Raw genomic sequence first — 26,934 nt, 5'->3', positions numbered from 1 at the left:
TGAGCCGCGTACCCTGGCCGGCGACCACCTTATCCAATGCCTGGATGCCGTCGAGAAAGGTCGTCGGCTGAACGACATCCTTGTCAAGCCCATCCTTGCCGAGACTGGTCAGGCCGAAAGCCGGGACGGCAAACTTGCCATCGGCGAAGTCGACGCCAAGCACGGCGCCAACCGTCTGCGACGCCGTGTCTATCGTCGCCTGCACCGTGGCCCCGCTGAGATCCACCAGCTTGCCATTGGCCTCACTGGCCTTCGTATCCACCGCGTCCAACTGCTTCATATTGACGGCATCGGTGTCGGCCTTGCCCTCGGCGACCTTCGAGATGACGGTATCCTTCAGCACCAGCTTTGCGCCGTGCTTGTCCGTCTCGTCTATCTTGCCGTCGTTGTTGGTGTCCGTCGGCGTGTATTGCACGGAGGTCCTGCCGAGGTCGTTTATGCCCTCATAAGCCGCATGGAGCTGATCGCCATTGACGGCATCCGTGCTGCCTGCCTTCACCCGGCCCGGCGCGAGATTGACGATCTGGCGGGTCTCGGCAGGGGAAATTATCTTTACCACCTCGCCCTTTTCGTTCGACCTGTTGGTTTCCGAATACGTCCTGCCTATACTGACCACGCCAACCGGCGCAGGATTGCTCAGCGTATAGTCCTTGCCGTTCAGCGGGAACGTCGCCGGGGGCGATATCGCAGCTTCCGTGGTGGCGTTGGAACCAAGCGCCACGCTGTACGCGTTCGCGGCCTTCGCGTTCCAGCCGATGGCGATTGCGGCATCACGCTCTGCAGTTGCCTTATAACCGATAGCCTGGCTCACTGTAGCCTTCGCATTTGCATCCCTACCAAGTGCTACAGCACTAACGCCATCGGCCTGTGCATCCACACCAATGGCGTTCGCGCCCTCACCTGTTGCCTTCGCATCCCAGCCAATGGCGATTGCGGAGACACCGCTTGCAGTTGCCTGAAAGCCGAGAGCCTGGCTGGCGTAAGCCTTCGCCTTTGCTTCCCAACCAAGTGCTACAGCACTAACGCCATCGGTCTGTGCTCTCCCACCAAGTGCTACAGCACCAACGCCATCGGCCTTTGCTTCCCAACCAAGTGCTACAGCGCCACCGCCAATAGCCTGTGCATCTTTACCAATAGCGCTCGAGTACTGACCTGTTGCCTTCGCATTCCAGCCGATGGCGGTTGCTGCTTCATTCCAGGCGTTCGCCTGCCTGCCGATAGCGACCGCCCCTTTGACGGTAGCATTGGCTTCAAAGCCCATGGCAACGCCGTCATCGATCGCCTTTGTTCCCTCGCCGATCGCGATGGCCGCGCGGTGGATTATCTCCGTCGCGCTTGCGCCCTCACCTGTTGCCTTCGCTTCATTCAGCGCCTTCGCTCCCTCGCCGATCGCGATGGCCGCGGGGGGGGGTGTCACCGTCGCGCTTGCGCCCGAGCCAATCGCTATTCCGTTTTCTGCGCTGGCTTCCGCTCCCGCTCGAATCAATGTTTCTCCGGCCACACTCACTGTCGTAGCACCGCCGATCGCGACGGCACCGCGAACAGAGGCCTTTGCCTCGCTGCCGACAGCAGTCGCCGCGTCACCGCTGGCCTGTGCATTCTCACCAAGGCCGATTGCCTTCGCACCTCCGGCGGCGGAACCCAGCCCCAGAGCCAAGCTCGCCCCCCCAGTAACCTCATCGAGCCTGGTCTTCACACCATCCGCCGTGGTCTTCACAGTATTGAGCTGGCTGAGATTGACCGCATCACTATCCGCAGTGCCGGCGGCGAGATTGCTGATGCGCTTCGACCTGGCGTCATAGACCGTCCCGTTGAAAAGCAGCGCATTGTTGTTCAGATTTTCAAGCACGCGATCCAATGCCTGGATGCCGCCGAGAAAGGTCGTCGGCTGAACGACATTCTTGTCAAGCCCATCCTTGCCGAGACTGGTCAGGCCGAATGCCGGGACGTCAAACTTGCCATTGGTGAAGCCGACGCCAAGCGCGGCGCCGAGCGTCTGCGACGCCGTGCCGAGGTCCTTTATGCCCTCATAAGCCGCATTGAGCTGATCGCCATTGACGGCATCGGTACTGCCGGCCTTCACCCGGCCCGGCGCAAGGTAGATGATCTGGCGGGTCTCCGCTGGTCGTTCCTCCATTTGCGGATTTCCGCTTGCGTCCAGTATCCGCTCGCCTTTAGTGCCCAATTTCGGCGCTTTATATGCTGCCGTACCAAGGGAGACTACGCCGACCGTTTTTGGATATTGAAGCGTATAGTCCTTGCCGTTCAGCGGGACGGTTGCTGCAGGCTCGGCTACGGGCTCGGTGGCAGCGAAGGAACCAAGCGCCACGCTGTACGCGTTCGCGGCCTTTGCGTTCCAGCCCACAGCGGTCGCGGCCTCACCGCCTGCCTTGGCAAATCGACCGACAGCGGTCGCGTTCATGGCGGCGGCAGCTTCATAGCCCATGGCAACGCCAGAATCGATCGCCGTCGCTCCCTCGCCGATCGCGATGGCCGCGCGTTCGATTATCCCCTTCGCGCTTGCGCCCGAGCCAATCGCTATTCCGTTTTCTGCGTTGGCGTCCGCTCCCGCTCGAGTCACTGTTTTTCCGGCCACAATGACTGTCGTAGTACCGCCGATGGCGATGGCTCCGCCAGCAGAGGCCTTTGCGTCCTTGCCCATGGCGGTCGCAGCTTCGCCGCTTGCATTGGCAGAGTCACCGACAGCAGTTGCAGTCTTGGCAGCAGCAGCAGATTGAAAGCCCATGGCAACGCCGGAATCGATCGCCTTTGCTCCCTCGCCGATCGCGATGGCCGCGCGGCCGATTATCCCCTTCGCGCTTGCGCCCGAGCCAATTGCTATTGCGTTTTGTGTACCGGCCTCCGCTCCCGCTCGAGTCACTGTTTTTCCGTCCACACTGAATGTCGTAGCACTGCCGATCGCGACGGCACCGTAACCAGAGGCCTTTGCGTCCTTGCCCATGGCGGTCGCGGCCGCTTCGCTTGCCTTTGCACCTGCGCCGAGAGCCAAGCTGTTTTCTGCCGTCGCATTTGCGGTATCACCGACGGCGGTTGCGGAAATACCTTGGGCCTCAGCACTATTGCCAACAGCCGTTGCGTTTGAGACTTTTGAGTCTTTGACTGTCGCCTTTGCGAAGTTGCCAATGGCCGTGCCTTGGCTGCCAGCTCCTGCATATGTTCCCAATGCCACGCCGCGATCCTCCGCAACGGCGACTTGGCCAATGGCGATAGCGCCCGGAAACATCGTCACAGCCTTGGTCATTTTAGCGTCCGCGCCGGAACCTATGGCAATGAGACCATTTGTAAGGCTACTCACCTTGCCGCCACCGGCTTCGAATGACGTCTGGGCCCATGCCTGCCCCAACCCCAGCGCCAGGCCGACAATCGCCAGCATGCCGAGGCCTTTTGCGCGCTTCGGGCCGAGGCTGCGGCAGGCAAGGCGCAGCAGCGCATTGAGCCGGCGGCGGGCCGAGCGGCTGTCGGCCGCGGCGGCCAGCCAGTTGCCGGCGCGGCGCACCGCGCGCAGGGTCGAACGGGAAACGCAGGCAGGGCTCAGGCTAGCAAACATGAAACAACTTTCGTACTGAAAAGATCGACTAACAATAAAAACAGCGAATGGTATTACTTATATGGTATTTCTTATATGGTATTTCTTATGCGATATTACTTGAAATGCCCGGTCTTTACTGTGCGGCGCGCCTGCCACCTGAGACAGGGGCAAGCAACACAGCTTCCGGGAAAAAACCGGGAAAACAATTCGTTGCCGCCGTGCGAGCATCCGATGCGTGTGCGGCTTTGCACCCGCGAATCATGATAGATCTGTCTTAACAGAGTTGTTCTTAAGAGCAGGTCTTGCGAAAGACAACCGGCAATATTGCAACTTGCGTTTAGAATCGCACAAAACTGTAATATTACAATTATACTTTAGTATGAATACTTTGGCGAAAGGCCGATGCCGTCGGTCACGACCGGGGGATATCGCCATTATGCGGGCGATCTGCTGCGGGCGGCGTCGCATCGCGCAGCAAATGGTCTATCCGCCGCAGTTCATCCTTCGTCAGCGCCGGCACGGGGCTGCTCCTGCGGCGGCGCAGGGCGACGATCATGGCGGCGATGCCGGCAAGCAGCGCGGCGATGGGAAAGCCCCAGAGCAGCACGGTCCTCGCCGACAGGCGCGGCTTCAGCAAGACGAACTCGCCATAGCGCGCAACGAGGAACTCGATCACCTCGCCATCCGTATCGCCCGCGGCCAGCCTTTCGCGCACCAGCCGGCGCAGGTCGCGCGCGAGATCGGCATTGGAATCGTCGATCGACTCGTTCTGGCAGACGAGGCAGCGTATCTGCGCCGATATCACCCGCGCCCGCTGCTCCAGCGCCGGATCCCGCAGCATCTCATCCGGCGAAAGCGCCGCCGCCGCACCGGACAGGACCAGCGCCAGCACGAGAACGATTCCCCGCAGCATCCGTATCATGGGCAGCCCTTCGACATGCTCAGGACGAGGGAGGCGGACGTCATGACTGCACCGAGCGGGATGCCTGGGCGGTCTTTGCAGCGCCGGTCTTTGCAACAGCGGTCTTTGCGGGCAAGCCCCCGGAGGAAAGGGAACGCCGCGCCGGGGCGCCCACGCGCAGCCGCCGGTCGAGCAGCGAGCAGATGCCGCCGAGCATCATCGCCACCGCGCCGAGCCAGATCAGCGTCACCAGCGGCTTGTACCAGATGCGCACGACGACGCCCGCATCGGGTGCGCCGTCCGGAGCCGGCGTTTCGCCAAGGGCCACATAGACCTGGCTGAACAGGAAGGTGGTGATGCCCGCCTCCGTCGTCTGCATCTCGCGCACGGGGAAATAGCGCTTGGCTGCGATGAAGCGCGAGCGCGGCGTGCCCGCATCGTCCAGCAGGGTGAAATGCCCCTGCTCCTCGGTGAAGTTCGGTCCCTTGACCGGCTCGATCTTCTCGAAGCGCAGCGTGTGCCCGCCTGCCCTGATGCTTTCGCCGGGGCGCATGACGAGCACGCTCTCGGTCGAAAAGGCGGTGGTGGCGACAATGCCGAGCAGCGTGATGCCGAGGCCGAAATGCGCCAGCGCGGTGCCGAACACCGAGCGCGGCAGGCCGGCAAGACGCTGCAGCATCACGCCCGCCCCGGTCTTTCCCCGGCCGATCCCGGCTTTCAGAGCGAGATCGGTCAGCGCGCCGAGCATGAGCCACGCCGCGAGGCCGATGCCGAGGGCGGCAAGGACGGCGCTGGCGGACGTCTGGTAGAGCACGACCCCGGTCACCAGCAATGCGATGAGGAAGGCGGTCATCAGGCGCTGGCCGACGGCGAGAAGATCGCCGCGCTTCCAGGCCAGCAGCGGGCCGAAGGGCACGGCGGCCAGCAGCGGCAGCATCAGCGGGCCGAAGGTCAGGTTGAAGAAGGGCGCGCCGACGGAAATCTTCTCGCCGGTCAGGGCCTCGAGCAGCAGCGGATAGAGCGTGCCGACGAGAACGGTGGCCGTCGCCGTCGTCAGGAACAGGTTGTTCAACACCAGCGCGCCCTCGCGGGAGATCGGCTGGAACAGGCCGCCGGGCGCCAGCGTGCCGGCGCGCCAGGCAAAGAGCGCCAGCGAACCGCCGATGAAGATGACGAGGATCGCCAGGATGAAGAGGCCGCGGCCGGGATCGGTGGCGAAGGTGTGGACCGATGTGAGCACGCCCGAACGCACGAGAAACGTGCCGAGCAGCGACAGCGAGAAGGTGAGCAGCGCCAGAAGCACGGTCCAGATTTTCAGCGCCGAGCGCTTTTCCATGACCAGGGCGGAATGCAGCAGCGCCGTGCCGGCCAGCCAGGGCATGAAGGAGGCGTTCTCGACGGGGTCCCAGAACCACCAGCCGCCCCAGCCGAGTTCGTAATAGGCCCAGTAGGAACCCATGGCGATGCCGCCGGTGAGGAATATCCAGGCCGTCAGCGTCCATGGCCGCACCCAGCGCGCCCAGGCGGCATCGATGCGCCCGTCGACCAGCGCGGCAATGGCAAAGGAGAAGCAGACGGAAAAGCCGACATAGCCGAGATAGAGCAGCGGCGGATGGATGGCGAGGCCGATATCCTGCAGGATCGGGTTGAGGTCCCTGCCCTCGATCGGCGCCGGCTCGAGCCGGGCAAAGGGGTTGGAGGTCGCAACGATGAAGAGGAGAAAGGCAGTGCCGATCCACGCCTGGACGCCGAGCACATTGGCCTTCAGCGTTTGCGGCAGATTATTGCCGAACAGGCCGACCAGCGCGGTGAAGAAGCTGAGGATCAGCACCCATAGCAGCATCGAGCCCTCATGATTGCCCCAGACGCCGGTGAACTTGTAGAGCAGCGGCTTCTGCGAATGGGAGTTCTCGAACACGGTCTTCACCGAGAAATCGGAAAGCACATTGGCCATGGTCAAGGCGGCGAAGGCCAGCGCCACCAGCGCGAGGACGGTCAGCGCGGCAGGCGTGCCGACAGCCATCAGCCGCTCGTCGTTGCGGCGCGCGCCCAGCATCGGCAGCACCGACTGGGCCAGCGACAGGACGAGAGCGAGGATCAGCGCGAAATGCCCGAGTTCAACCATCATGGCTTCGGTTCCTCCCGCCAGACGCCCTTGGCCTTCAGGCCATCGGCCACGTCCTTCGGCATGTAGTTTTCGTCGTGCTTGGCAAGGACGCTGTCGGCGACGAAGGCCCCGCCCTCGGCAAAGCTGCCTTCCACCACCACACCCTGCTCCTCGCGGAAGAGATCGGGCAGGATGCCGTCATAGGTCACGGCGATGCTCTTTGCCGTATCGGTCACCGCGAAGCTGATGCGGCTGCCCGGCCCGCGGCTCACGGACCCCTTCTCGACCAGCCCGCCAAGGCGGAAGCGCGAGCCGGAGCTGACATCCGCCGCCTGGATATCGGACGGCATGCGGAAGAAGGCGATCCTTTGCTGGAGCGCGAACAGCACCAGCCCGGCGGCAATAGCCAGCACGAAAAGCCCGCCGCCGATCACCGTCAGCCGTTTCTGCTTGCGCGTCATCCTCATTCCTCCGGTGCATCGACGAGGCCAAGTTCGGCCGCGACCGAATCCAGCCTCGCCGCGTCTTCGGCAGCAAGCGCCTGCTTCGCCCGGCCCAGCGCCGCCAGGGCGTCGTTCGGGCGGTTCAGCACCACATAGGAACGGACGAGCCGCTCCCAGCCTTCGACGTCGTCGGGAGACTTTTCCAGTTTTTGTGCCAGGCTGACAACCATGCCTTCGATCATTTCCGCGCGATCCTGGCCGCTCATGCCGGCTGCCGCCTCGATCTCGGCGCTGCTCGGCCCCGTCCGCTCCACGTCGCTGACATCGGGCGCGTCGCCGTCGATCTGGTCGTCGAGCCGCGTCAGCGCAGCCTGCGCCTGCTCGCGCCAGGGCACGTCGGCCGGCGCCTTGGCGAGAAGCTCGCGGATCATGTCGCGCGCCTCGGTCAGGCGGCCCTGCTGCATCCAGCCGTCGATGATGAAGAATTGCGGCCGCATGTCCTGCGGGTCGAGCTCCAGCGCCCGCCGGAACACCGCTTCGGCCTCCGGCGTCACCTTGCCGCCCGCCGCCTGCGTCATCGCCTGGCCAAGGCCGAGCTGCCGCGCCGCGCTGTCGCCCCGGATGCGGATGGTGTTGCGATAGGCGGTGACGGCATCGGCCGGGCGCCCCATGCGCAGATAGATCGGCGCCAGCACTTCCCAGCCCTCGCCATCATCCGGATTGAGCTTGAGATGCGCCTCGGCCCGCGCCACGAGCTCGGCCGGCGTCGCCTGGTCCGCCGGCTTGGACAGGCGTTCCGCCAGCGGCTGCGCCGGAAGCTCCGGCGAACCGAGATTGGTATAAAGCGCCCAGGACAGCGCCGGGATGGCGATCACCGTGACCAGCGTCACCCATTCGCGCGTCGCGCTCTTCACCGGGCGCACCACCGCTTCCTCGGCCGCGGCCATGCGCGCAGCCTCGATCAGCCGGCGGCCGATCTCGGCGCGCGCCTGCTCGGCACTCGTCGCATCGATCAGGCCGCGCCTCTCGTCGGCATTCACTTCCACGAGCTGGTCGCGATAGACTTCGACGTCATGCTGGCTGTCCACCGCCGGCGGGGCGATGCGGCGAGTCAATGGAAGCAACACCATCAGCGTTGCGCCGACAGTCAGCAGGGCAGCGACAATCCAGAAAATCATGAAGGAGACATAGCCCCAACTAAAGCCGTAAGCCAAACGGATTTGAACGATAGGGCAATTCGCCGCAAAGCCCGACGGGTCGCCAGCGTGGCGGAATCGAACGCCAGATTCGGGTCGTCAGGTCAGGGGTGTCCAGCTGCCGTCTTCATTGCGGCAGGCGGTGCCTCTTGCCGATTGCGGGGCACCGTCGATCCGCACCGTATGGGTGTATTGGCGGCAGTTCTGCGAGCCGACCTGATAGGGCTGGGCGGCCACGACCTCGCCGACGCGATTGCCGCTCTTGTTCTTCCATTCGATGCTCTTGCCGGCAGCCGAATATTCGAGCGCCCTGTATTCCGCCTGCAGCGCCAGTTCGCGATCGTCGGCCGAAAGCGCGACCTTGCTGCCGATCAGGCCATTGCCGAGCGCGGCGACGACGCTCGTATCGGAGCGACCGCTGCCGGTGAGCCTGCTCAAGGGCCCGCCGCCCGATTTGCCCGCGGAAGTCGTCGAGCATCCACTCACGCCGGCAACGGCAAGCAAGGCGACAGCAATCTTCAATTTCATAATTCGTCCGTCCAATCATTCGTCATTGCTTTATGGCGCGAGGCGCGAGGCCTTGCAAGCTGCTATTCGGCGCTGGCCAGCGTCTTGATCAACCGGCCGCCGCCGGCAGCACCAGCCGCGCCCTGAGGCCGCCCAGCGCCTCGCTTCGCTCCAGCTGCAGCCTGCCGCCATATTCCCGCACCGTATCGTTGACGATGGCAAGGCCGAGGCCGGTGCCGGGCTTGCTCTCGTCCAGCCGCTTGCCGCGCGCCAGCGCATCCTGGATCTGGCCCGGCTCCAGCCCCGGACCGTCATCCTCGACGCTGATCTCGAAGCCATGTTCATTGTCGGCGAGCGTGAGGCGGATGACCTGATTGCCCCATTTGCCCGAATTTTCGAGGAGATTGCCGACGATCTCCTCCAGATCCTCGCGCTCGCCGGCGAATATGGCGTGATCCATGTAATTGTTGAACTGCACGTCCTTGTCGGGATTGAGCTTGGCCGTCACGCGCACCAGCCGCTCCAGTATCGGCGTCACCGGCGCGCGGAAGACGACGCTGTCGCGCTGGGCGGCGACGCGGGCCCGCTGCAGGTAGTGCTGCACCTGCATCTGCATGGCGGCGCTCTGTTCGGCGATCAGCTTGCCCTCGGCGCCGCCAATGGCGCGGCTCTCGTTGACGAGCACCGAAAGCGGCGTTTTCAGCGAATGGGCGAGATTGCCGACCTGGGTGCGCGAACGGTCCATGATGCGGCGATTATTGTCGATGAGCGCGTTCATCTCGCGCGCCAGCGGCGCAATCTCGTCCGGAAGGTTCTCGTCGAGCCGCGACACCTTGCCCTCGCGTATGTCGCCCAGCGTGCGGCGGACCCGGTCGAGCGGGCGCAGGCCGAAGAGGATGACGGCGGCATTGATGAGCGTGCCGCCAAGGCCGAATATGCCGAGATAGAAATAGAGCGTATGGCGGAAATCGGCGATCTCGCCCTCGATCTCGCCAAGATTGCCCATGACGCGAAACCGCGCGACGCGATTTTCCGCATCGAGCACGACTTCGGTCTCGACGACGGAAAGCTGCTGGCCGTTCGGCCCGGTCTCGATATAGCGGCGCTGGAAGGAGGTGTCGAAGGGAACGTTCAGGGTCGACGGGGAATCGATGTTCCTTTCGCCGAGCGATACGGAACGGAGCGAGCCCTTGAGATTGTCGGCCGCCGGCTCGACCGACCAGTACCAGCCGGAGAGCGGGCTGGAATAGCGCACTTCGCCGGGGTCGGGGCGTCCCGCCAGGTTGCCGTCATTGACACTGACGGAGGCGATGACGCTGAAGAGATGGGCCGACAGCAGTTCCTCGAAGCTCTTCAGCCGGGCCTCGCCATAGAGCGCCGAGATGATGGTGGCGATGGCGACGAAGGAGATGATCGTCCACAGCGTAGAGAGCGTGATGACCCGCAGCGACAGCGATCTAATACTGGGAAGATAGTTGGTCAACCGGATTGCCACGCGTTGCCCCGCTTTGCACGACCGGTGCCCTCAGCCGGGCTCAGGCCTTGCCGCCCTGTGATTTCATTCGATAGCCCATGCCGCGGATGGTCTCGATCATATCCAGGCCCATCTTCTTGCGAAGACGGCCGACGAATACCTCGATCGTATTGGAATCCCTGTCGAAATCCTGATCGTAGAGATGTTCCACCAGCTCGGTGCGCGAAACGACCTCATCCATGTGGTGCATGAGATAGGAGAGCAGCCGGAACTCGTGCGAGGTCAGCTTGAGCGCCGTGCCGTTGACGGTCGCCTTCGAGGTCTTGGTGTCGAGCCGCAGCGGCCCGCAGGAGATTTCCGCCGAGGCATGGCCGGCGGCGCGGCGGATCAGGGCCCGCAGGCGCGCCAGCACCTCCTCGATGTGGAAGGGCTTGGCGACGTAATCATCGGCGCCGGCATCGATGCCGGCAACCTTGTCGCTCCAGCGATCGCGCGCGGTCAGCAGGAGGACCGGCATCGCGCGGCCTTCGCGGCGCCATTTCTCGAGCACGGTCAGCCCGTCCATCTGCGGCAGGCCGATATCCAGCACCACCGCATCATAGGGTTCGGTATCGCCGAGGAAGTGCCCCTCCTCGCCGTCAAAAGCCTTGTCGACGACATAGCCGGCATCGGTCAGGGCTTCCACCAGCTGCCGGTTCAGATCGCGATCGTCCTCAACGACTAATATTCTCATATGGGCTGTGACCTACTTCGCCGGTACCGCCACTTCGACCCGGCGGGGCCGCTCGCCGTCCCTGCCCGGAATGAGCACAACCACCACGCAGACCTCTTTGCCGTTCTGGACGACCGAGGTCGCGCGGGCAAGGGTGCCACCTTGCGATTGCGCAACCTGCTCACCCACCGCCGAACAATCCGCAGCCAATGCAGGGCTGGCGAATGCGACGCCAGCGACTGAGATCAAACCCGCTAAGGGGAAGGAGAAAAATACGTGTTTCATGGCGTCATTACTATCGGATGCTGTCTGAACGATGAATGAACAGTTGGGTTGCGTTGATCAGAAATGCCATAAGCGCACGCTTTTTAACATCATATTTCTTTTCGTGAAATGCGTGTTGTCGCACTTATTCTGCCGAAAAGCGAAATGACGCCGCAGATCGCGGTGAGAAAACCAATGCTGATATCGACAAGCGCGGCAGTATCGGGAATCTCCGGCGAGGCATCGAGAAACCGCGTCGAAGACAGGGCGATGGTGCCGATGGCGCCCCAGACGGTCCTCGACCGGTGCCATGATTTTTCATTGGTCATTGTAAAATACTCCTCTTAAATGATTGATATCAAGCCATTATTGCCAGGTACCAGCCGGCGCCGCAGCGCGATGCCGGGGCCGACGGCCGCCGAAATCATCGCGATGGAAATCTCGAACGGCGCCGTCAGGCTTCCAAGGTCGGCGCGGCGGCTTCCCGCCGGGTAGAGCCAATGCGCGGCCGCGACTTCCTCGACGCGCGTTGCGATGCCGCCGAGCCCGACCTCGATCCGGTAGGCTTCGCCTGCCTCGCCGAGCGGAATATCGGCGGCGATCCAGTCATCCGCGTCGAGCCGGCCGCGCCGCACCCATGTCAGCCGCAGATCCCCGTTCGGCTCGGCCATGGCGCGCAGATGCACCGGTGCGAGCGGCAGCAGCGCCCGCATGCCGCCGGTCGCCGCCTCCGTGGCATAATACTGGTCGCTGAACACCTCGCCCGACGCGCCGACACGCCAGTTGATCGCCAGCCCCTTCTCCCGGCCTTTCAGCCCGGCCGGCGCAACGGCATCGTCGAGCAGGATGAACGTGGCACCCGCATCGCGCGCCTGCGCCGCCTCGTTCTCGGTGCCGCATTGCCCCCTGAGAAGGCCCTTGAGCAGCCATTCGTCGGGCGCGACTTCCTCGGCGGCGAGAAACTGGAACAGCTCCCAGCCGCCATCCGCCGTCCCGAGCAAGGCCGTGTTCGCGCCATTGAAAAGATGGGCGGACGAGACCGAGGCGAGTTCGCCGTGGAAGAGCCTGACCCGCGCTTCCATGCCCGGCAGCATGCGCCCGCTCGTACCGGGCGGCAGCGGTGCCGTCAGCTCGCCCATCGTCGCGCAAAGGTCGAGCCGGCTGCGCAGTTCGAATCCGGTCCCGGTCGGCGAAGCGAATATATCCGCCCCGCCCCATGGCCGCGCCAGGGCCGCGATGCGGAATTGCCCGGCGCTGTCCTCGACGCCCGGCCACATGGGCAGGTCCGCCATCCGGTAGAAGGGCCGCCCGCGCATGCCCGTGCTGCTCCGTGCCGTCACTGCCGGCAAGGCGGCATGAACCGCATGGCGCACATGCTGCGGCAGCGCCCGCGCCTCGATGCGCCGGGCAGCGCCATCCTCGATGCTGGTGACCACATAGTCGCGCGGCACCACGGAACCTGCCAGCCGCACCTTGTCGCCAACCCGCAGCCGCGCCTGTTTCCACGGCACGGCGAAACGGGCGCTGTGCCGGCCCGCCCTTCGCCGCTGCATCCATTCTTCGGCCAGCATGCGCGCCGCCGCCGGTTCCAGCATGGCCGGCACGGACAGGCTGTTGATGCCGCGCCCGTCCTGTCTTTCGGCAAAGGCGAGACAGGTCTGGTAATCCAGCATCGGGTCGCGATAGCCGATCTCGACCCGCGCCGGCTGATCGAACATCTCCTCGATGCGGCGGCTCGGGCCGGAATCGTCATCCTCCTCCACGAACTCGTCGAGGAGGGTTATCCGCCTTGCGGTGCGGGATTCGCTGCGAAAGACCAGATCGCCCGCGCTTTCGAAGGCATTGACGCCATGAAGCTGCAACAGCGGTTCCAGCGCGGCGCGGACGCTCGAAGGCCCGTCGATGACATAGCCGCCGACGAAGCCGTCCGCCCCCTGCGTATCGAAATTCCTGATGCCGAAATCGGAAAGGATGGCGCCAAGCAGTTCGTCGAGGGCTGCGCCGGACAATCTTCCGTTCAGCCAATGGCCGGTCATCCAGTTGTTCCCGTCCGCCCACAGGCTGCGGTTGAGCGGGAATTCCGGGAATGGCCGCGTGTCCCAGGCCCAGACATAGATCCGCTCCCGGTCCACCATGTCGCGATAATGATAGGTGAGATGCGCGCGCAGATAGCGGTTCTGCGCGAGATCGCTGCGCGTCGCATCGGAGTGCCAGGGCAGGCTGCCTTCCGAGGAGACAGCATCCGGGAAGACGTTCGGCTGGTTGGGCCCCTTGTCGACGGCGGGACAGCCGAGCTCCGTGAACCAGATCATCTTCGATCGCGGCTGCCAGGGAGAGCGGCTTTCGATGCCGCTGATACGGTTCATGTGCGGCCGGCTCCACCAGGAGGCCATGTCCTTGAAGCGATAGACCCAGCCGCGCCCCTCGCCATCGCCGATCGGCGTGCGCCGCCGCGCCTGCCTGTCCCCGGCCGAAGCGTAGTACCAGTCGAACCCCTCGCCGGCCTCGATCTGGCCCGACAGCGCCTCGAGATCGTAGGGCGCCGCAAACCCGTCCGGATTGGCGCTGCCGTGATCCTCGTCGCGCCAGTCGCTCAGCGGCATGTAATTGTCGATGCCGACGGCATCGATCGCCGGATGCGCCCAGAGAGCGTCGAGATTGTAGAACACGTCCCCCGACCCGTCCTGCGGATGATGGCCGAAATATTCGGACCAGTCGGCGCCATAGGTCAGCTTGCAGGCGGGACCGAGGATCGCCCGCACCTCCCCGGCCAGCCGGCACAGGCCCTTGACGAAGGGAAAATCCCCGGCCGTGTCGCGGATCATGGTCAGGCCGCGCAGTTCCGAGCCGAGCAGGAATGCCTCGACGCCGCCGGCACATTGGGCGAGATAGGCGAGATGCAGGACGAAGCGGCGATAGCCCCAGTCGGCGCTGCCGCCCCGGAACGTGACGCCGTCATCCTCCACCCGGAACGCGCCTGCCTCCGCCGTGCCGAGGAAAGCCGACACCTGGCCGGCCGCGGCATCGGTCCGATTGCTGCTGCCCGGACGATAGGGCGCCGGATGGCAGGTGATGTGCCCGCGCCACGGATTGACCGGCTGGCGCGCCCCGCCATGGGGATCGGGCAAAGCATTGTCCGCCGGCACGTCGAGCATGATAAAGGGGTAGAGCGTGACCGAAAGCCCCCGCGCCGCCGCATCCCTGATGGCGCCGATGATGCTGGCATCGGACGGCGTGCCGCCATAGACGGCGCTGCCGTTGATCCGCGACAGGAGATGCGCCTGCCCGCGGCCGACGCCGCCGGCCTTCCATTCCATGCTTTCGCCATGGCCATGCCTGTCCATGACAGCGGGCCTGATGCGGCATTCCCCCGCCCGCAGATCATTGCCGAACCAGGGCACGATGATTGCCACATGCCGGAGGTTGGGGCTCAGCGCCTGCAATTCGTCCATGGACGCCTGCCAGTCGGTCGCCGCGCAGAGCGAGGCCCGGTTGAGGCTTCGCGTTTCGCCTTTGGAAGGCTCGTCCACCACCGCCCGCGGCGACAGTCCGAATTCGGTGGCGCCCGGGATGAGCGCGACTGCCGTCAGCCCCTGCGCCACATCGCCCACCGCCCGGATCACCTCGAACTGGAATTGCGGGATCCGCCCGCCGAATTCATCGAGCGGAATGCGATCGAAGACCACATAGGCGGTGCCGCGATAGGCGGGCGCATTGTCGGCGCCCTGCTTGGCCTCGATCAACGGATCGGGCAATTGGCGCTCGCTGCCACGGTAGACACGGATGGCGGCGCGCGTCTGGTCATATTCCTTGCCATCGGCCCAGATGCGGCGGATATGGCTGATCTCACCTTGCGCCACCGCCATGGCGAAATTGCCGAAATAGCTGTATTCGGTCAGTTTCGGGCCGCCTTTCGCGCCACGGCGCTTGCTGGTGCGGACCTCTTCATGACGCGTTGCCCAGATGAGGACGCCGGAGACGCGGGCCGTGCCGTAGATGCGCGGCAGCGGCGCGCCTTCCTCCGCGATCGTCGGACGCATCGGCGCCAGCCGCTGGCCTTCCATGTCCCGCCCGAACAATCGCTGGTCGATCATATAGCCGGCGACGGATGCGGCGGCCGTGCCGAGCGCGGCGGCAAGGGTGCCGGAGCCGAAGGCGTAACCCGCCAGCGTCGTCAATACGAGCGTTGCCATGGATGACGTGCTTTCTGCGTTGGAGATAATGCAAGGACCAGTTGCGCCGGTCCTGTTCGTTCAACTGCCGATCCGATCCGGAAAGGCAAAGACCGCGGCGATGCGGCGGCGCCATTGCGGCGCGAGCGTGGACAGCATGACGCTGTGGCCCTCATAGGCATGGATGAAGCGCGTCTCGTCCGCGAGCAGCCCGAGATGCTTGGCCGCGACGCCGTCACGCCAGCGGAAGACGAGCATGTCGCCCGGCGCGGCAGCGGCGAGCGGACGCTCCTCCATGTGGCGGCGCGCCGCGTCCAGCAGGGGGTCGCCCTTGCCGGTTTCCGCCCAGTCGGCGCTATAGGGGGCGATGGCCTGCGGCTCCGCGCCATAGAGCTGCCGCCAGATGCCGCGCACGAGGCCGAGGCAGTCGCTGCCGACGCCGCAGGTCGAGGCGCCATGCCGATAGGGCGTACCCAGCCAGCGCCGCGCCTCGCACAGCGCCTCCTGCGCCCGGCTCATGTCCCGGCTCGGGGCAAGGCTCATGTCCCGGCTCATGTTCCCGCTCATGGCACCAGCGCCCCGCCGTCGAAATTATCGCGGCCATTGGCAAAGCTGTAGATCGCATCATTGCCGGGAAGATGCGGAAAGCCCCTGAAATTGATGCCATTGCCGAATTTCGCCCGGCATTGGGCAAAGCTCTTGTCGCAGCCCGGCATGAGGACGATCGCATCCCCCGGCTTCAGCCCGGGCGCTGGCGTGTCGCGCAGGCCGAGACGCAGTTGCGCTCCCCATGGCTGCTGGTTGACGACGACCGTGCCGCCGCCGCCCGGCAGGCGAACCGCGCCATTGACGAACCAGCCATTGGGCGCAGCGACGCCGGAAACGATGATTTCGCGGTCGGAGAGGATTTCGGCGACGATGCCATTCTGGCTGCCGCCCTGGCCGCTACCGGCATAGCCGCAGCGCGCATCGCCAAGCTGCGCATCGCACAGCCGCTTGACGCAACGCCCGTCGACCTTGTCGAGATCGACGGCGCTGCTCTTCATTTCCGCCACGAAGCGCCCGCCGGCGCGGCTGATCGTGCCAATGCGCGACGTGCGCAGCAGCATGTTCTGTTCGGGCGCCATCCAGTTGACGAGATGGGTCTCGACCGTCGCCCCGTCGAAAAGCCCGTTCTCGATGTCGACCTCCGCAATGCCCGGCGCCGACAATGCGCCCTCGATCTCGGCGCTGTCGACGCTGAGCCCGAGTGCGCTGGTCGCCTCGCTGGCGCTGAGCCCCGTCTGCGGTTCGCAGTCCACCCGGGCGATCCGAATCGTGCGATCATGATCGGTGAAGCCGAAGACGCGTCCGTCGCGGCGGCGCATGATCCAGCAGAAACAATGGCTTGTCACATCGCCTGCAAGATTTGATTCAAGCTCCCCGGCAGCTCTCGCCGCCCCGGCAGCCCTCGCCGCCCTCGTCGCCCTGATCTCGGTCGTCCTGTTCATGATTTCACCTCGATGATCGGTATTGACGGGATATTGCCGGCCCGGAAGGATTTGATGCAGGCACTGAGCTGGTCCGTATCGAAGCGCACCGGCACGTCGAAGGCGAAGCCGGCGGTGATGCGGGCCGATGCCTGCGGGATGGCATGGGCCTGGAACAATACCCGCCCCGTCGCGCCGTCGACGCTGAAATGCAGCCCTGCCCGCTGCTCGATCCCGCCGACGGTCACGCGCACCGTCTCCACCCTCGGCCTGGCGATGTGGCGCGCATAATCGCCATAGCGCTTGACCAGCTGGAACTCCGCGCGCTTGCCATCGCCTTCGCCGAGCAGCTGGTCCAGCGGCGTCGGCAGCGTGCCGCTGGCGCAGGAGAGATGATCGAACGGGTCCTGGAAGCGAAACGCGTGCAGGGAGCCGCGGCGCGCCTCGAAGAAGGCCATCACCGCTTCGAGGTCCGCCAGCGAGCGAAGGCCGGTGCCGACATCGTAGCGCCGGCGCGACTGGGCCCAGCGGGCGTTCCGCTGTTCGCGGCCCGAGGTCAGTTGCACGATCTCGTTGCGCCATTCGGGACCGCCGCTCGCGCCGAAGGAGACGGCGGCCGGAAACCGGACATCGTGGAAAGGTGTCATCGTCAGCCCCTGTCAAACGGAGTTCGCCCAATGGATCAGAGCGTCAGCGCGCCGCGCCGTGCCGCGCGGGCGAGCATGCCCGTCAGCTGCGCTTCCGATTTGCGGAAGGATGCGGCGTCGGGCGTGCTGACATTGAAGGTCACATGCACGGCGGCCCCTCCGCCCGCGCCTGCGACGCCGAGACGGCCATCGGCGCCGCGCGCCAGCGGCATGATCGCCTCCGGCCCCGCCTCGCCCATCAACCCCAGCCCGCCGCCGAACAGGGTCGGGCTGTCGACCACGCCGCCCTTGGCGAAGGCCTTGACCGGCGCCTTCATGCTGCCGAACATGCCGGTGAGCAGGCCGCTCATCTCGTTCTGGATCGGCTTCAGCCCGGAACTGAGCGCCATGCTTGCGAGGTTCAGTCCGAGCTGGCGCAGCACGTCGCCAAAACTCTGGCCGCTCGTCGCCGCACTCTTGAAGGAGGTCGTGATGGTGCGGCCGAAGAGATCGGCCTTGCGCTGCAGATCGTCCAGCGCGCCGTCGAAGCCGCTGGTATCGACCTTCATTCTCACATTCATATCGTCGGACATTCCGAAACATCCTCATCCGGGAAATCGCGCATCAGGCGCAGGAGATCGGCTCGGGCGGGCGGCGCCGAATTGGCAGCGCCCGGCCGGTGGCAGGCGGCATTGAGCTCGCGCGGGGTCATCGCCCAGAACGCGCGCGGCGGCAGCCGCAGCAGTCCGAGCCCGGTCGACATGATGCGCCGCCAGGGGAAGGGCTCGGTTGTTTCCGCTGCGGAATTCAAGGGTTTGGCGGTGCTTCCTGCGGATCCGATTCACCAAAGGTGGCATGGAGCAAATCGGCGACGATGCGGGCAAAGCCGGTCGCGCCGCCCTCCGTGCGCATGGCGGCGACCGCCTCCGGCTCGACCTGCATGCCGCCGCCGCGCAAGCCGGCCGTTATGATCCGGATCATGTCGCCGGAGGAAAGCGCGCTTTCCGAGAAGCGTTTGAGGAGAACCGCGAGATCGCCTGCCGCGAAAGCGGCTTCCAGCTCCGCCAGCGCGCCGAGGGTCAGGCAAAGCACGCGCCGCTCGCCGTCCAGGACCGCGTCGATCTCGCCCCTGTGCCGGTTCGCCATCATGCCACCTCGGTGAATTGCAGCGGCCCGGCGGATTCGAGCGCGATCTCGAAGGTCATCTCGGCATTGTGCGCGCCGCCATATTCCAGCGCGGTGATCTGGAACAGGCCCTGCAGCAGGCCGAAGCCCGGCAGGATGATCTGCCACAGCGGAATATCGCCCTGGAAGAAGGCCTGGCGGAACAGCGCATCGGACTGCGCATCCTTGAACAGGCCCGAACCGCCGATCGCCGCGCGCTGCACGGCGCTGCCGGCGAGCAGCTCCCGCCAGCGGCCGGCGGAATCCGCATCGGTGATATCGACGGTCTCGGTGTTGAACGCCAGGCGCTTGGACCGCAGCCCCGCACAGGTGACGAAGGCGCCATTGCCATCGGCAATCTTCAACAGGATATCCTTGCCTCTCTGGGCGCTCATTGTCGTTCCTTTCAGATTGATGGGTGGCTTTGGCGGGGGAGAAATGGGCGGCGCCCGCTCAGGCCCCGTCCTCGGTGACGGCGCGGTAGCGCATCGTGCCGCCATAGCCGTCGCGGCCGTCCTCGGCGCGCGCCTGCAGCTGCTGCAGGTCGAGCGTGACGAGCCGGTATTGGCGAAGATCGAGCCGCGCCGGGGCCAGCGCCGCCTCGATGGCCGCCATGATCTCATAGGTGGATCTGCGGCCCAGCGCCCGCTGCCAGACATTGATGGTGAAGAGATGCTCCCAGCCGCGCTCCGTCCCGGTGCTGCAATCGTAGATCGCGGCGGGGCCGAGAGCGACATGCGGAAAGGCGGCGCCGGGCGGCACCCGGTCGAATATGCGCCCGCCGACGAGCGCGACCAGCGCCGGCTCCCCGCCAAGCCGGGCAAGCAGCGCCGCCTGCAGCGCGAGCCCGGCGCTCATCTCGGTTTCCCGGCTTCTGCCGGCGGCGCTGCTTCGTTTGTCGGCGCCTGCGGCGGGCGCGGCTGCTGCTCCATGGCGGAGACGGAGCGCCAGCGCAGCGCCGTGATCAGGCCGGCAAGCGTCATTTCCATCGTGATCTTCATGCTGTTTCCTCGCGAAGCTGGCAGACAAGATGGCGGCCGGTCTCGTCGAGCTCCTGCACCGACAGGATCTCGTAGATACGGCCGCGCCGGCGCAGGCGCATGCCACGGACGATGCCCCGCCGCATGCGCAGCGTCACCCGGTGCGTCGCCTCGGAAAGTTCGCTTTGCCCAAGCAGGCGCACCGCCGTCGCCAGCGGTTCGACCAGCCCCCAGAAGCGCGCCACCGGCGTCCATCGCAGTTCGATCGCGCCGGTCGCATCGCCGATGGCGGCATAGTTTTCGAGGACGAGTTCATGGCGCAGGCTGCCGGGATCGACGATCGCGGCGGCCATCAGAGCCGCACCATTCGCCAGGCATCCAGCGCGCGCTCGAACGCCGGCGGAAACACCTGCGCAGTAGCCCCATTTTGGCCCGTTCCCTGGCCATAACGGAATTCGTACCACTGCGCCGCAAGGGCCGTGACCGCATGTTTCATCATTTCCGGCACGCCGGCACTGCCGCCGCCGAAGCCAGCGACGAATTCGACATCGACGGCTCTGACCCGCTTCTGCGGCCGGTTGCGCGCGGCAAGATAGACCCGCGCCGGGCGGCGTTCGCGCGCGAGGTGCAACGCATGTTCGGTGATGCTCCCCGGCGTGCCCTCTTCGTCATAGAATGTGACCGAGAGGATGGAGGCAACCGGGTAGCGCGCAATGCGGATGACGCCATGCTGCGGCCAGCAATCGGTATGCAGCCGCCAGGTCTGCTTCATCATGGCAATGCCGGTATGATGTTCGAACGTCTCGCGCGCCGCCCGCAGCAGCCGCCCGAGCAATTCGTCCTCGGCATTGCCGTCGAGCCGCAAATATTGCCGCAATTCGTCAAGCGTCACCGGTTCATCGGCCGGTGGCGTTACAATGGTCATGGTCATTTCAAAATATCCTGTCGTCGGAAACGCGCCAATCATGGCCGGCGGCCGTGTCATGCGGGCCGGTGCGGCCGGACCGTACCGGATCATCCAGGACGGGAAATTATGAACCGGCACGGCAATGGTCAATTCGACAATGGTATGAGGTGGGGTATGAGGTGGGCCATGAGGTGGGCTTTGAGGCCGAACCGCCCGAAGGCGGAACCGGGGCTGCCTGCATGAGTCAGCCCCGGCCGCCAGGCCATTGCTTTCGCAGGAAGACTCAGCCCGCGAAGACCAGAAGCTTGATGGCATCGAAATCCTGCACGCCGCCGCCGACGCGCTTGGTCGTATAGAACAGCACATAGGGCTTGGCGGAATAGGGATCGCGCAGGACGCGCACGCCGACCCTGTCGACGACGAGATAGCCGCGGGCGAAATCGCCGAAGGCTATCGCCGCAATTCCCGGCCCGATGTCGGGCATGTCCTCCGCCTCGGTCACGCCGAAGCCGAGCAGCGATGCCTGTTCGCCCGGCGCGGCCGGCGGCGACCAGAGATAATTGCCGTCGGCATCCTTGAGCTTGCGGATGGCCGCCTGGGTGCGCCGGTTCATGACCCAGTTGGCGTTCTTGCGATAGCCCGCCTTCAACGTATAGATCGTGTCGAACAGGACGTCGGATTCCCCGGTCTTGATGAAGGCTCCCTCGGCGCCGGTCAGGACCGTTCCGATCTTGCCCCATTCCCAGCTCTTCTCCTCCGCCGTGTTGTAGTTGAGGAAGCCGCGCGGCTTGTTGACGCCGTCGCCGGTGACGAAGGCACGGCCTTCCTGCTCGGCAAAGGCGGTCTCGACCTCCGTCGAAATCCATTGCTCGACATCGACCGCGCCATCGTCGAGCAGCGAGGACGTGGCCGCCGGCATGGCATAGAGTTCCATGGTCGGGAACTGCATTTCGGCCAGCACGGAGGTCTCCGTCTGCGGCCGGGCTTCGGTTTCGCCGACCCAGCCCACCGCCGGCCCCTTGATCGAGAACGGCTTCTTCAACACCATGGAAGAGACCTGCCGCACGCTGGCAAGGGCGCGGATCGGCGATATCTGCGCCAGTCGCCGGCCGATCTCCGTCTCGAGTTCGGCGGGAACGAGATAGCCGCCATCGGGTGCGGAATTGACCGAATGCGCCTTGGCTTCGATGCCGCGCAGGCCGCTTTCATCGCCGCGGCGCACATAATCGTTGAAGGCGCCCTTGTGCTCGAGCGACACGAAGGCCGGCTGCCCCGCATGCAATGGCGGCCGCTCCCGCTTCAGGATCACGCTGTCGAGCGCCCGCTTCTGCTCGTCGAGCGCGGCATTGATGCGGTCCAGCCGCTCCGTCGCAAGAATGTCGAGGCCGGTGCCCTTCTTCAGCTGGGCGATGTTGTCGTCGTTCTGGCGCTTGTATTCGTCAAAGGAGCGCATGAAATCGCCGAACGACTGCGCGACATCGTCGATGTTCTTCGTTTCCGGCGCTATCTGGTTGGTATCGGTCATCATTTTCCCTTTTGGTCGTTGCAGCGGGTTGAATGTTTGAGGCTCATGGCGGCCAGCCGCAGCTGGCGCGCGAGGGCGGCGTCCGAGGCCGCCGCGCCGGTGACATATTTGACCTGGCCGATCCGTGCGGAGGGCAGCATCGGAAAGGTCACGATCGAGATTTCCCAGAGGTCGGCCTCGAATATGCGCCGGGTGCCACGGCCGCCGGGTCCGGACTTTGCCGTGCGGAAGCCGATGGAGAGCCCGTCCACGGCGCCTTGCCGCAGGAGTTCGAGCACATCGCGCGCCTTGGCGGCGCCGGTCGCAAGCCTGCCCTCGACATAGAGTCCGCGGGCATCCTCGCGGATCAGCGTCCAGGCGCCGATCGGCTGGGCCGGGTCGTGCTGCCACAGCATGCGGATGCCGGCGGCGCCGCGCTCGCGCAGCGATTTGCGGAACGCGCCGGGTTCGATCGCATCCTTGCCGAGATCCACCTCGCCGAAGAGGCTGGCATAGCCGGAAAAACTGCCGTCGGGAGTGACCGTCTCGACCGTCAGCCCGGCATATTTCTTTTCGAGCCTGAGCGCGATCGCCTTAGCCGGCATGGGTGATATCCTTTTCCGTAGAAGGGCTTGCGCCGCCATTCGCAGATTTCGATTCACCGATGTGCGCGGCGAGCCGGGTGAAGATGCCGAGCGCGGTCCAGGCGGCGAGGCTTGCCGCCGCGGCGCCCATCAGCATCAGTTCGCCATCGCCGAGTTCGCCGCGAATGTTGAGTTCCGCCGCGATCTTCACGCCTGCCGCGCCGCCAAAGGCGAGCCCGCAGACGATGCCGACGATGAGCCGTATCGCCGCCTCGCTCTTCTGCTTGGGCAGCATATAGGCCAGTGAAACGGCGGAACCCGCAATCGCGCCCGCCGCCTTTGCCGCCAGCACCCAGGCGGCATCGCTCCAGTTTGTCATCATGGTCTCCTGTCGTTCGGCTTGGCGCGCGGCGAATAGCCGACCGCCTCGCGTTTTTCGTCCTCGTCGAGGAAATCTGCCGCCGCCATGCGCTGCCACAGGGCCTCGCGCTCCTGGGACAGGCCCTCGACCCGGTCGAGGTCGGGCTCCAGCCGCACCGCCGCGCCGAAGCTGCGGCCGAGCCACTGGCTGAAAGCCTTGCTGGTGCGTGTCACCAGCGGGATCACGGAAAGCCGGTAGAACGCGCGGTTCGCCTCGGCATAATTGGCGTAGGTATTGTCGCCGGGAATGCCGAGCAGCATTGGCGGCACGCCGAAGGCGAGCGCGATTTCGCGGCTGGCGGTATTCTTGGCGGCGATGAAATCCATGTCGAGCGGCGAAAGGCCCATCGACTTCCAGTCGAGCCCGCCTTCGAGCAGCAGCGGCCGCCCGGCCTTCGCCGCGCCGGAATAGCCCTCCTCCAGCTCGGTCTTCAGGCGCTCGAACTGGTCCTCGCTCAAGGTCCGGCCCTCGCCCGGCGCATAGACCAGCGCGCCGGAAGGACGCGCCGAATTGTCCAGCAGCGCCTTGTTCCAGCCGCCGGCGGCATTGTGGATGTCCAGCGCCATCAGCGCCGCCTCGAGCGGGGCAAAGCCGTAATGATCGTCGAGCGGGTGGAACAGCCGCAGGTGCAGCCCCCGCCCCTCGTCGAGCGGAATAGAACGCTTGCGCGCGCCGGCCTGGTAGTCCAGCGCCGCCGGCCAGCCATTCTCGTCGGCGACGATGCGCACGCGGTCCGGCCGCAGCACATGCAGTTCACCCGCGCCGCCTGCCGCCTGCAGCCGCTCCACATAGGCATTGCCGGAAATCAGCATATGGCCGTAGAGCGTCTCGAAGAAGCTCGACCTGTCGGCGCCGCGATGCGGCCGCTCCAGCAGTTCGGCAAGCGGATGGCGCGTCATCTCCCGGTCGTCCTCGTAGACGAGCCAGGGAATGGCCGCCGCCGCCTCCGCGAGCTGGCGGACGCAGCGATAGGCGACGGGATTGCGCATGAAGCCCTGCCGCGACAGGCCGGCATAGCCGCCTTGCGACCAGCGCGCCTGGCTGTCGAACTGCAGCGCGACGAGCCCTTGCGCCGTCTTCTGTTGAAGTTGCGGGTTCGCATTCGCGGCGCCCCAGCGCCACGGCCAATGAAGTGCCATCGATATTCCTCATGAAATGGGTTCAGCCGGTGCGGGCCCGGCGTGTCAGACGACCCTGATCCTCGGCCCGTCGCCGCGCCGTGCGAACAATTCGCTCAAGGCCCAGACCAGCGCATCCACCCGGTCGGGCGAACGGCCGGCGGAAAGCCCGTCATGGGCGAAATCGCACATCTCGTCTTCGAGCGCCGGAAAGCGCGCCGCGTGGCGCACCCTGCCCTGCTCGTAGAGCGCCGCCACGGGCTCGGCCCGCAGCAGCTTGCCGCGGTTGGCGCGCACCGAGCGGACCGGCACGGCATCATCCTGCGCGGCGATGACCGAAGCCACCATGTCGCCGCCCTGGTTGACCTCGGCGACGATCAGGTCGGCTTCCAGCCGATGATAGAGCGCGATCGCCCGCCGCGCCCATTCATGCGGCTTGGCCGGGGCGAAGGTCTCGTCGGCCAGCACCCAGCCGGTGCCGGTCTCGTCGATGCCCGCCGCGACGATGCCGCAGGCGTCCGAGCGATGCGTCGAACTTGCCGGCGGATCGAGTGCGACGACGATGCGGCGCAGTTCGGGCACGGCGCTGGAAAAGGCCTGTTCCATGGCGAGGCGAGACCACAGCGCGCCCGGCCGGTCCTCCAGCATCTCCGCATCGAGTTCCTGGCGGCCGAGCCGCGTATTGCCGTAGAGGCCGCGAATATGGCCGAGAAAGCCCGGAGCCAGGAATTCGCGATTGTCCTCGGTCCGCATGCGCCGCACCGCGACGGACCCGTCCGCCAGCAGTTTCTTCAAGAGCGGCAGCGGACGCGGCGTCGTGGTGATCATCTGGCGCGGCCGCCGGCCGAGGCGCAGGCCGAATTGCAGCATGTCCCAGGTCGCCTCGGCATGTTTCCATTTCGCCAGCTCGTCGCACCAGGCGGCATCGAATTGCGGGCCGCGCAGGCTGTCCGGGTCTTCCGAGGAGAACAGCGAGGCCGTCGCGCCATTCTGCCAGAGCAGCCGGCGCCGGGTGGCCTCGAAGCGCGGCCTTTCGCAGCGGGCGGCGGCCATGATGCCGGAGGGGCCGTCCACCATCACCTCGCGGGCATCGGCGAATGTCTCGCCGATGAGGGCAATGTGGCGATAGTGGCCCTGGCCGACGATGGCGAGCCCGTTGGCGATGCCGTTGACCCATTCGGCGCCCATGCGCGTCTTGCCGGAACCGCGCCCGCCAAGAACGAGCCAGGTATGCCAGTCATGCCCCGGCGGCAGCTGGCCCGGCCGCGCCCTCAGCGGCCATTCCCGCTCCACCTGCTGTATCTGCAGCGGGCTGAGATTGGCGGCGGACCAGCTCTTCGGCTCGAATATTTGCAAGATCGTCGATCCTTTCATCGATCCGGACCAGCGCGGCGCGCAGTTCCTCCGGGGCTAGCCCTTCGGCCGGCCGCGCCTGTTCGACAAACCTGTCCTTGAGGTCGTGCACCCGGTCTATGGTGCGGGCGAGCGATGCCAGCGCATCGAGCCGAGCCTTGCTGGACAGGCCGTCGCTGATCGTCGCCAGCCGGGAGAGCTCGTCATGCAGAAGCGCCATGATGCGCCCCGCCGCCTGCAACGGCCCATCGCGCGCCGCCTTTTCGAGCGGCAGGCCCTCGCGGGCCAGACCACGGCGGAACGTCTCCTCGCTCTGCCCGAGGATCAGCGCCACGCGCCGCGCCGTAATGTCATGAGAACAATAGAGATCATAGGCACTGCGTCGCCGCAGCCGCATGGGAATGGAATTTTTCATGTGACGAACCCGTGGATTGAGCCAGCGCGGCGCGCTGGTTGTGGTTGAGCCAGCGCGGCGCGCTGGTTGTGGGTTGAGCCAGCGCGGCGCGCTGGCAGGGATGGTGGTCTGGCTTGTATTTCGCGGGGTGGTTCGTGGGCTTGCAGGACTGTCGCCCTGCCCCATCGAGAGGCAGCAAGATCATCAGCTACAATTCCGACGATGACCAATATCTACCGGAGGACCGTTACGCAGTCAAGGACTATTTTCCTACTATCCGAAATAATTCTTAAGCTGCGCGTTTGAACCCGGCGGCGAGAACGCCGGCGCCGATCATCAGCGAGCCGCCCGTGCGGTTGACGATGCGCTGGATGCGCGGCTTGCGGATCGTCTGGCGCGCCATCGAGGCCATGAGCGCGTAGAGCCCGGCATTGAGCGTTGCGAGCACCAGGAACGTCGCCTCGAAAATGGCCATCTGGGCGAAGATCGGCCGAGTGGTGTCGAGAAACTGCGGCAGGAAGGCAACGAAGAAGATGATGCTCTTCGGATTGAGCGCCGTCACCACATAGGTGTGGAGGAAGATGCGCGATGCCTTTTCGTTCCGCGCCTGCCCCTCCTCTACCTCCGGTTGCCCCACCGGCGCGCGCCACAGTTTGACGCCGAGATAGACGAGATAGGCCGCGCCGATCCATTTCAGCGCCGTGAACACTGCCGCGGAGGTTGCAAGCAGCGCCCCGAGCCCCAGCATCGAGGCCGTCATCGCGGTGAAATCGCCGAGCGCGACACCCGCGACGGTTGCGGCCGCGAAGCGCTTGCCATGGCCGAGCGCATAGGAGATGACAAGGAGAATGGTCGGTCCCGGTATCGCCAGAAGGACAGCGGATGCGGCGACGAATGCCAGCCAGTGCTCGATCGACATGAAATCTCTCCCTGTTCCCTGATCCGAGCAATCCACCGGAAAATCGCGATTGCAAGCGGAAAATCGCGCCGGGCGTCTATTTCGGCGGCCATGGCGCATCCCCATATCTCACTTGTCCCCCGCGATGAAAAAGCGTTAAACTTCAGCAGGGACGAAACGGCAGGCCAGC

The 26,934-nt window shown here is 65.5% G+C and carries 28 protein-coding genes and 1 pseudogene; all 29 read right to left on the bottom strand.

All coding sequences use genetic code 11. The features are described from left to right. Nucleotides 1–3,394: pseudogene (locus tag OSJ75_RS20970) on the bottom strand (hypothetical protein); the annotation flags it as partial. Between the two features lie 568 nt (nt 3,395–3,962). Further along, nucleotides 3,963–4,472 carry a cytochrome c-type biogenesis protein CcmH gene (locus tag OSJ75_RS20965; RefSeq protein WP_267229363.1) on the bottom strand — a complete coding sequence of 170 codons (510 nt, stop codon included), beginning with the start codon at nt 4,470–4,472 and terminating at the stop codon, nt 3,963–3,965. A gap of 40 nt (nt 4,473–4,512) precedes the next feature. Continuing rightward, nucleotides 4,513–6,579 (bottom strand): heme lyase CcmF/NrfE family subunit, encoded by a 2,067-nt coding sequence (locus OSJ75_RS20960; protein ID WP_267229362.1) that lies wholly within the window; start codon nt 6,577–6,579, stop codon nt 4,513–4,515. Continuing rightward, a complete protein-coding gene (gene ccmE / locus OSJ75_RS20955) occupies nt 6,576–7,019 on the bottom strand; it encodes a cytochrome c maturation protein CcmE (RefSeq protein ID WP_250014610.1) in 444 nt (147 codons plus the stop codon). Before ccmE ends, OSJ75_RS20960 begins: the two co-directional genes overlap by 4 nt. Nucleotides 7,020–7,021: 2 nt before the next feature. Further along, complete coding sequence (gene ccmI, locus OSJ75_RS20950; RefSeq protein ID WP_250014612.1) at nt 7,022–8,179, bottom strand: c-type cytochrome biogenesis protein CcmI; 1,158 nt, start codon at nt 8,177–8,179, stop codon at nt 7,022–7,024. Nucleotides 8,180–8,296: 117 nt separating this feature from the next. Continuing rightward, on the bottom strand, nt 8,297–8,725 hold the full coding sequence (locus OSJ75_RS20945; RefSeq protein ID WP_250014615.1) for a hypothetical protein: 429 nt from the start codon (nt 8,723–8,725) through the stop codon (nt 8,297–8,299). An 88-nt stretch (nt 8,726–8,813) separates the two neighbouring features. Next, nucleotides 8,814–10,115 carry a sensor histidine kinase gene (locus tag OSJ75_RS20940; protein ID WP_250015412.1) on the bottom strand — a complete coding sequence of 434 codons (1,302 nt, stop codon included), beginning with the start codon at nt 10,113–10,115 and terminating at the stop codon, nt 8,814–8,816. 124 nt (nt 10,116–10,239) lie between these two features. Then, entirely contained in the window at nt 10,240–10,911 is a 672-nt protein-coding gene (locus OSJ75_RS20935; RefSeq protein ID WP_250014617.1) for a response regulator transcription factor, read from the bottom strand. Between the two features lie 12 nt (nt 10,912–10,923). Next, on the bottom strand, nt 10,924–11,175 hold the full coding sequence (locus OSJ75_RS20930; protein WP_250014619.1) for a hypothetical protein: 252 nt from the start codon (nt 11,173–11,175) through the stop codon (nt 10,924–10,926). Between the two features lie 89 nt (nt 11,176–11,264). After that, nucleotides 11,265–11,483 carry a hypothetical protein gene (locus tag OSJ75_RS20925; RefSeq protein ID WP_250014621.1) on the bottom strand — a complete coding sequence of 73 codons (219 nt, stop codon included), beginning with the start codon at nt 11,481–11,483 and terminating at the stop codon, nt 11,265–11,267. Between the two features lie 15 nt (nt 11,484–11,498). Further along, a complete protein-coding gene (locus OSJ75_RS20920) occupies nt 11,499–15,347 on the bottom strand; it encodes a baseplate multidomain protein megatron (RefSeq protein WP_267229361.1) in 3,849 nt (1,282 codons plus the stop codon). 60 nt (nt 15,348–15,407) lie between these two features. Then, nucleotides 15,408–15,845 carry an NlpC/P60 family protein gene (locus tag OSJ75_RS20915; protein ID WP_267229375.1) on the bottom strand — a complete coding sequence of 146 codons (438 nt, stop codon included), beginning with the start codon at nt 15,843–15,845 and terminating at the stop codon, nt 15,408–15,410. 44 nt (nt 15,846–15,889) lie between these two features. Continuing rightward, entirely contained in the window at nt 15,890–16,816 is a 927-nt protein-coding gene (locus OSJ75_RS20910) for a DUF2163 domain-containing protein (RefSeq protein WP_267229360.1), read from the bottom strand. After that, the gene (locus OSJ75_RS20905) at nt 16,813–17,442 is read right to left on the bottom strand and encodes a DUF2460 domain-containing protein (protein WP_267229359.1); all 630 of its coding nucleotides are present in this window, start codon (nt 17,440–17,442) and stop codon (nt 16,813–16,815) included. The genes OSJ75_RS20910 and OSJ75_RS20905 overlap by 4 nt, the downstream gene beginning before the upstream one ends. A gap of 35 nt (nt 17,443–17,477) precedes the next feature. Next, nucleotides 17,478–18,014, bottom strand: a complete 537-nt coding sequence (locus OSJ75_RS20900) for a phage tail tape measure protein (protein ID WP_267229358.1) — start codon at nt 18,012–18,014, stop codon at nt 17,478–17,480. Then, the gene (locus OSJ75_RS20895) at nt 17,999–18,232 is read right to left on the bottom strand and encodes a rcc01693 family protein (RefSeq protein WP_267229357.1); all 234 of its coding nucleotides are present in this window, start codon (nt 18,230–18,232) and stop codon (nt 17,999–18,001) included. The genes OSJ75_RS20900 and OSJ75_RS20895 overlap by 16 nt, the downstream gene beginning before the upstream one ends. Beyond that, nucleotides 18,229–18,570, bottom strand: coding sequence for a gene transfer agent family protein (locus OSJ75_RS20890; protein WP_250014632.1), 342 nt, complete (start codon nt 18,568–18,570; stop codon nt 18,229–18,231). The genes OSJ75_RS20895 and OSJ75_RS20890 overlap by 4 nt, the downstream gene beginning before the upstream one ends. Beyond that, nucleotides 18,567–18,980: a phage major tail protein, TP901-1 family gene (locus OSJ75_RS20885; protein WP_250014634.1), complete on the bottom strand. Its 414-nt coding sequence runs from the start codon at nt 18,978–18,980 to the stop codon at nt 18,567–18,569. Before OSJ75_RS20885 ends, OSJ75_RS20890 begins: the two co-directional genes overlap by 4 nt. A gap of 58 nt (nt 18,981–19,038) precedes the next feature. Continuing rightward, nucleotides 19,039–19,443, bottom strand: a complete 405-nt coding sequence (locus tag OSJ75_RS20880; protein ID WP_267229356.1) for a DUF3168 domain-containing protein — start codon at nt 19,441–19,443, stop codon at nt 19,039–19,041. After that, complete coding sequence (locus OSJ75_RS20875) at nt 19,440–19,586, bottom strand: hypothetical protein (RefSeq protein ID WP_267229355.1); 147 nt, start codon at nt 19,584–19,586, stop codon at nt 19,440–19,442. The genes OSJ75_RS20880 and OSJ75_RS20875 overlap by 4 nt, the downstream gene beginning before the upstream one ends. Further along, entirely contained in the window at nt 19,583–19,918 is a 336-nt protein-coding gene (locus OSJ75_RS20870; protein ID WP_267229354.1) for a phage head closure protein, read from the bottom strand. The genes OSJ75_RS20875 and OSJ75_RS20870 overlap by 4 nt, the downstream gene beginning before the upstream one ends. Continuing rightward, a complete protein-coding gene (locus OSJ75_RS20865; RefSeq protein WP_267229352.1) occupies nt 19,918–20,496 on the bottom strand; it encodes a head-tail connector protein in 579 nt (192 codons plus the stop codon). The genes OSJ75_RS20870 and OSJ75_RS20865 overlap by 1 nt, the downstream gene beginning before the upstream one ends. A 259-nt stretch (nt 20,497–20,755) precedes the next feature. Then, nucleotides 20,756–21,997: a phage major capsid protein gene (locus tag OSJ75_RS20860; protein ID WP_250014642.1), complete on the bottom strand. Its 1,242-nt coding sequence runs from the start codon at nt 21,995–21,997 to the stop codon at nt 20,756–20,758. Next, nucleotides 21,997–22,581, bottom strand: coding sequence for an HK97 family phage prohead protease (locus tag OSJ75_RS20855; RefSeq protein ID WP_250014643.1), 585 nt, complete (start codon nt 22,579–22,581; stop codon nt 21,997–21,999). Before OSJ75_RS20855 ends, OSJ75_RS20860 begins: the two co-directional genes overlap by 1 nt. Further along, on the bottom strand, nt 22,571–22,939 hold the full coding sequence (locus tag OSJ75_RS20850; protein WP_267229351.1) for a DUF6107 family protein: 369 nt from the start codon (nt 22,937–22,939) through the stop codon (nt 22,571–22,573). The genes OSJ75_RS20855 and OSJ75_RS20850 overlap by 11 nt, the downstream gene beginning before the upstream one ends. Then, nucleotides 22,939–24,120, bottom strand: coding sequence for a phage portal protein (locus OSJ75_RS20845; RefSeq protein WP_267229350.1), 1,182 nt, complete (start codon nt 24,118–24,120; stop codon nt 22,939–22,941). Before OSJ75_RS20845 ends, OSJ75_RS20850 begins: the two co-directional genes overlap by 1 nt. A gap of 45 nt (nt 24,121–24,165) precedes the next feature. Next, complete coding sequence (locus OSJ75_RS20840; RefSeq protein ID WP_256473335.1) at nt 24,166–25,407, bottom strand: DNA-packaging protein; 1,242 nt, start codon at nt 25,405–25,407, stop codon at nt 24,166–24,168. Beyond that, the gene (locus OSJ75_RS20835; protein ID WP_250014646.1) at nt 25,337–25,867 is read right to left on the bottom strand and encodes a hypothetical protein; all 531 of its coding nucleotides are present in this window, start codon (nt 25,865–25,867) and stop codon (nt 25,337–25,339) included. The genes OSJ75_RS20840 and OSJ75_RS20835 overlap by 71 nt, the downstream gene beginning before the upstream one ends. 268 nt (nt 25,868–26,135) lie before the next feature. Continuing rightward, a complete protein-coding gene (locus OSJ75_RS20830) occupies nt 26,136–26,765 on the bottom strand; it encodes a LysE family translocator (protein WP_267229349.1) in 630 nt (209 codons plus the stop codon). Between the last annotated feature and the right edge of the window lie 169 nt (nt 26,766–26,934).

This window comes from Phyllobacterium sp. 0TCS1.6A (genome assembly GCF_026420825.1).
In the GTDB taxonomy this organism is placed as follows: Bacteria; Pseudomonadota; Alphaproteobacteria; order Rhizobiales; family Rhizobiaceae; genus Phyllobacterium.
Note: the sequence above shows the minus strand (reverse complement) of the source record. Positions and strands in the feature narration are given on the sequence as shown.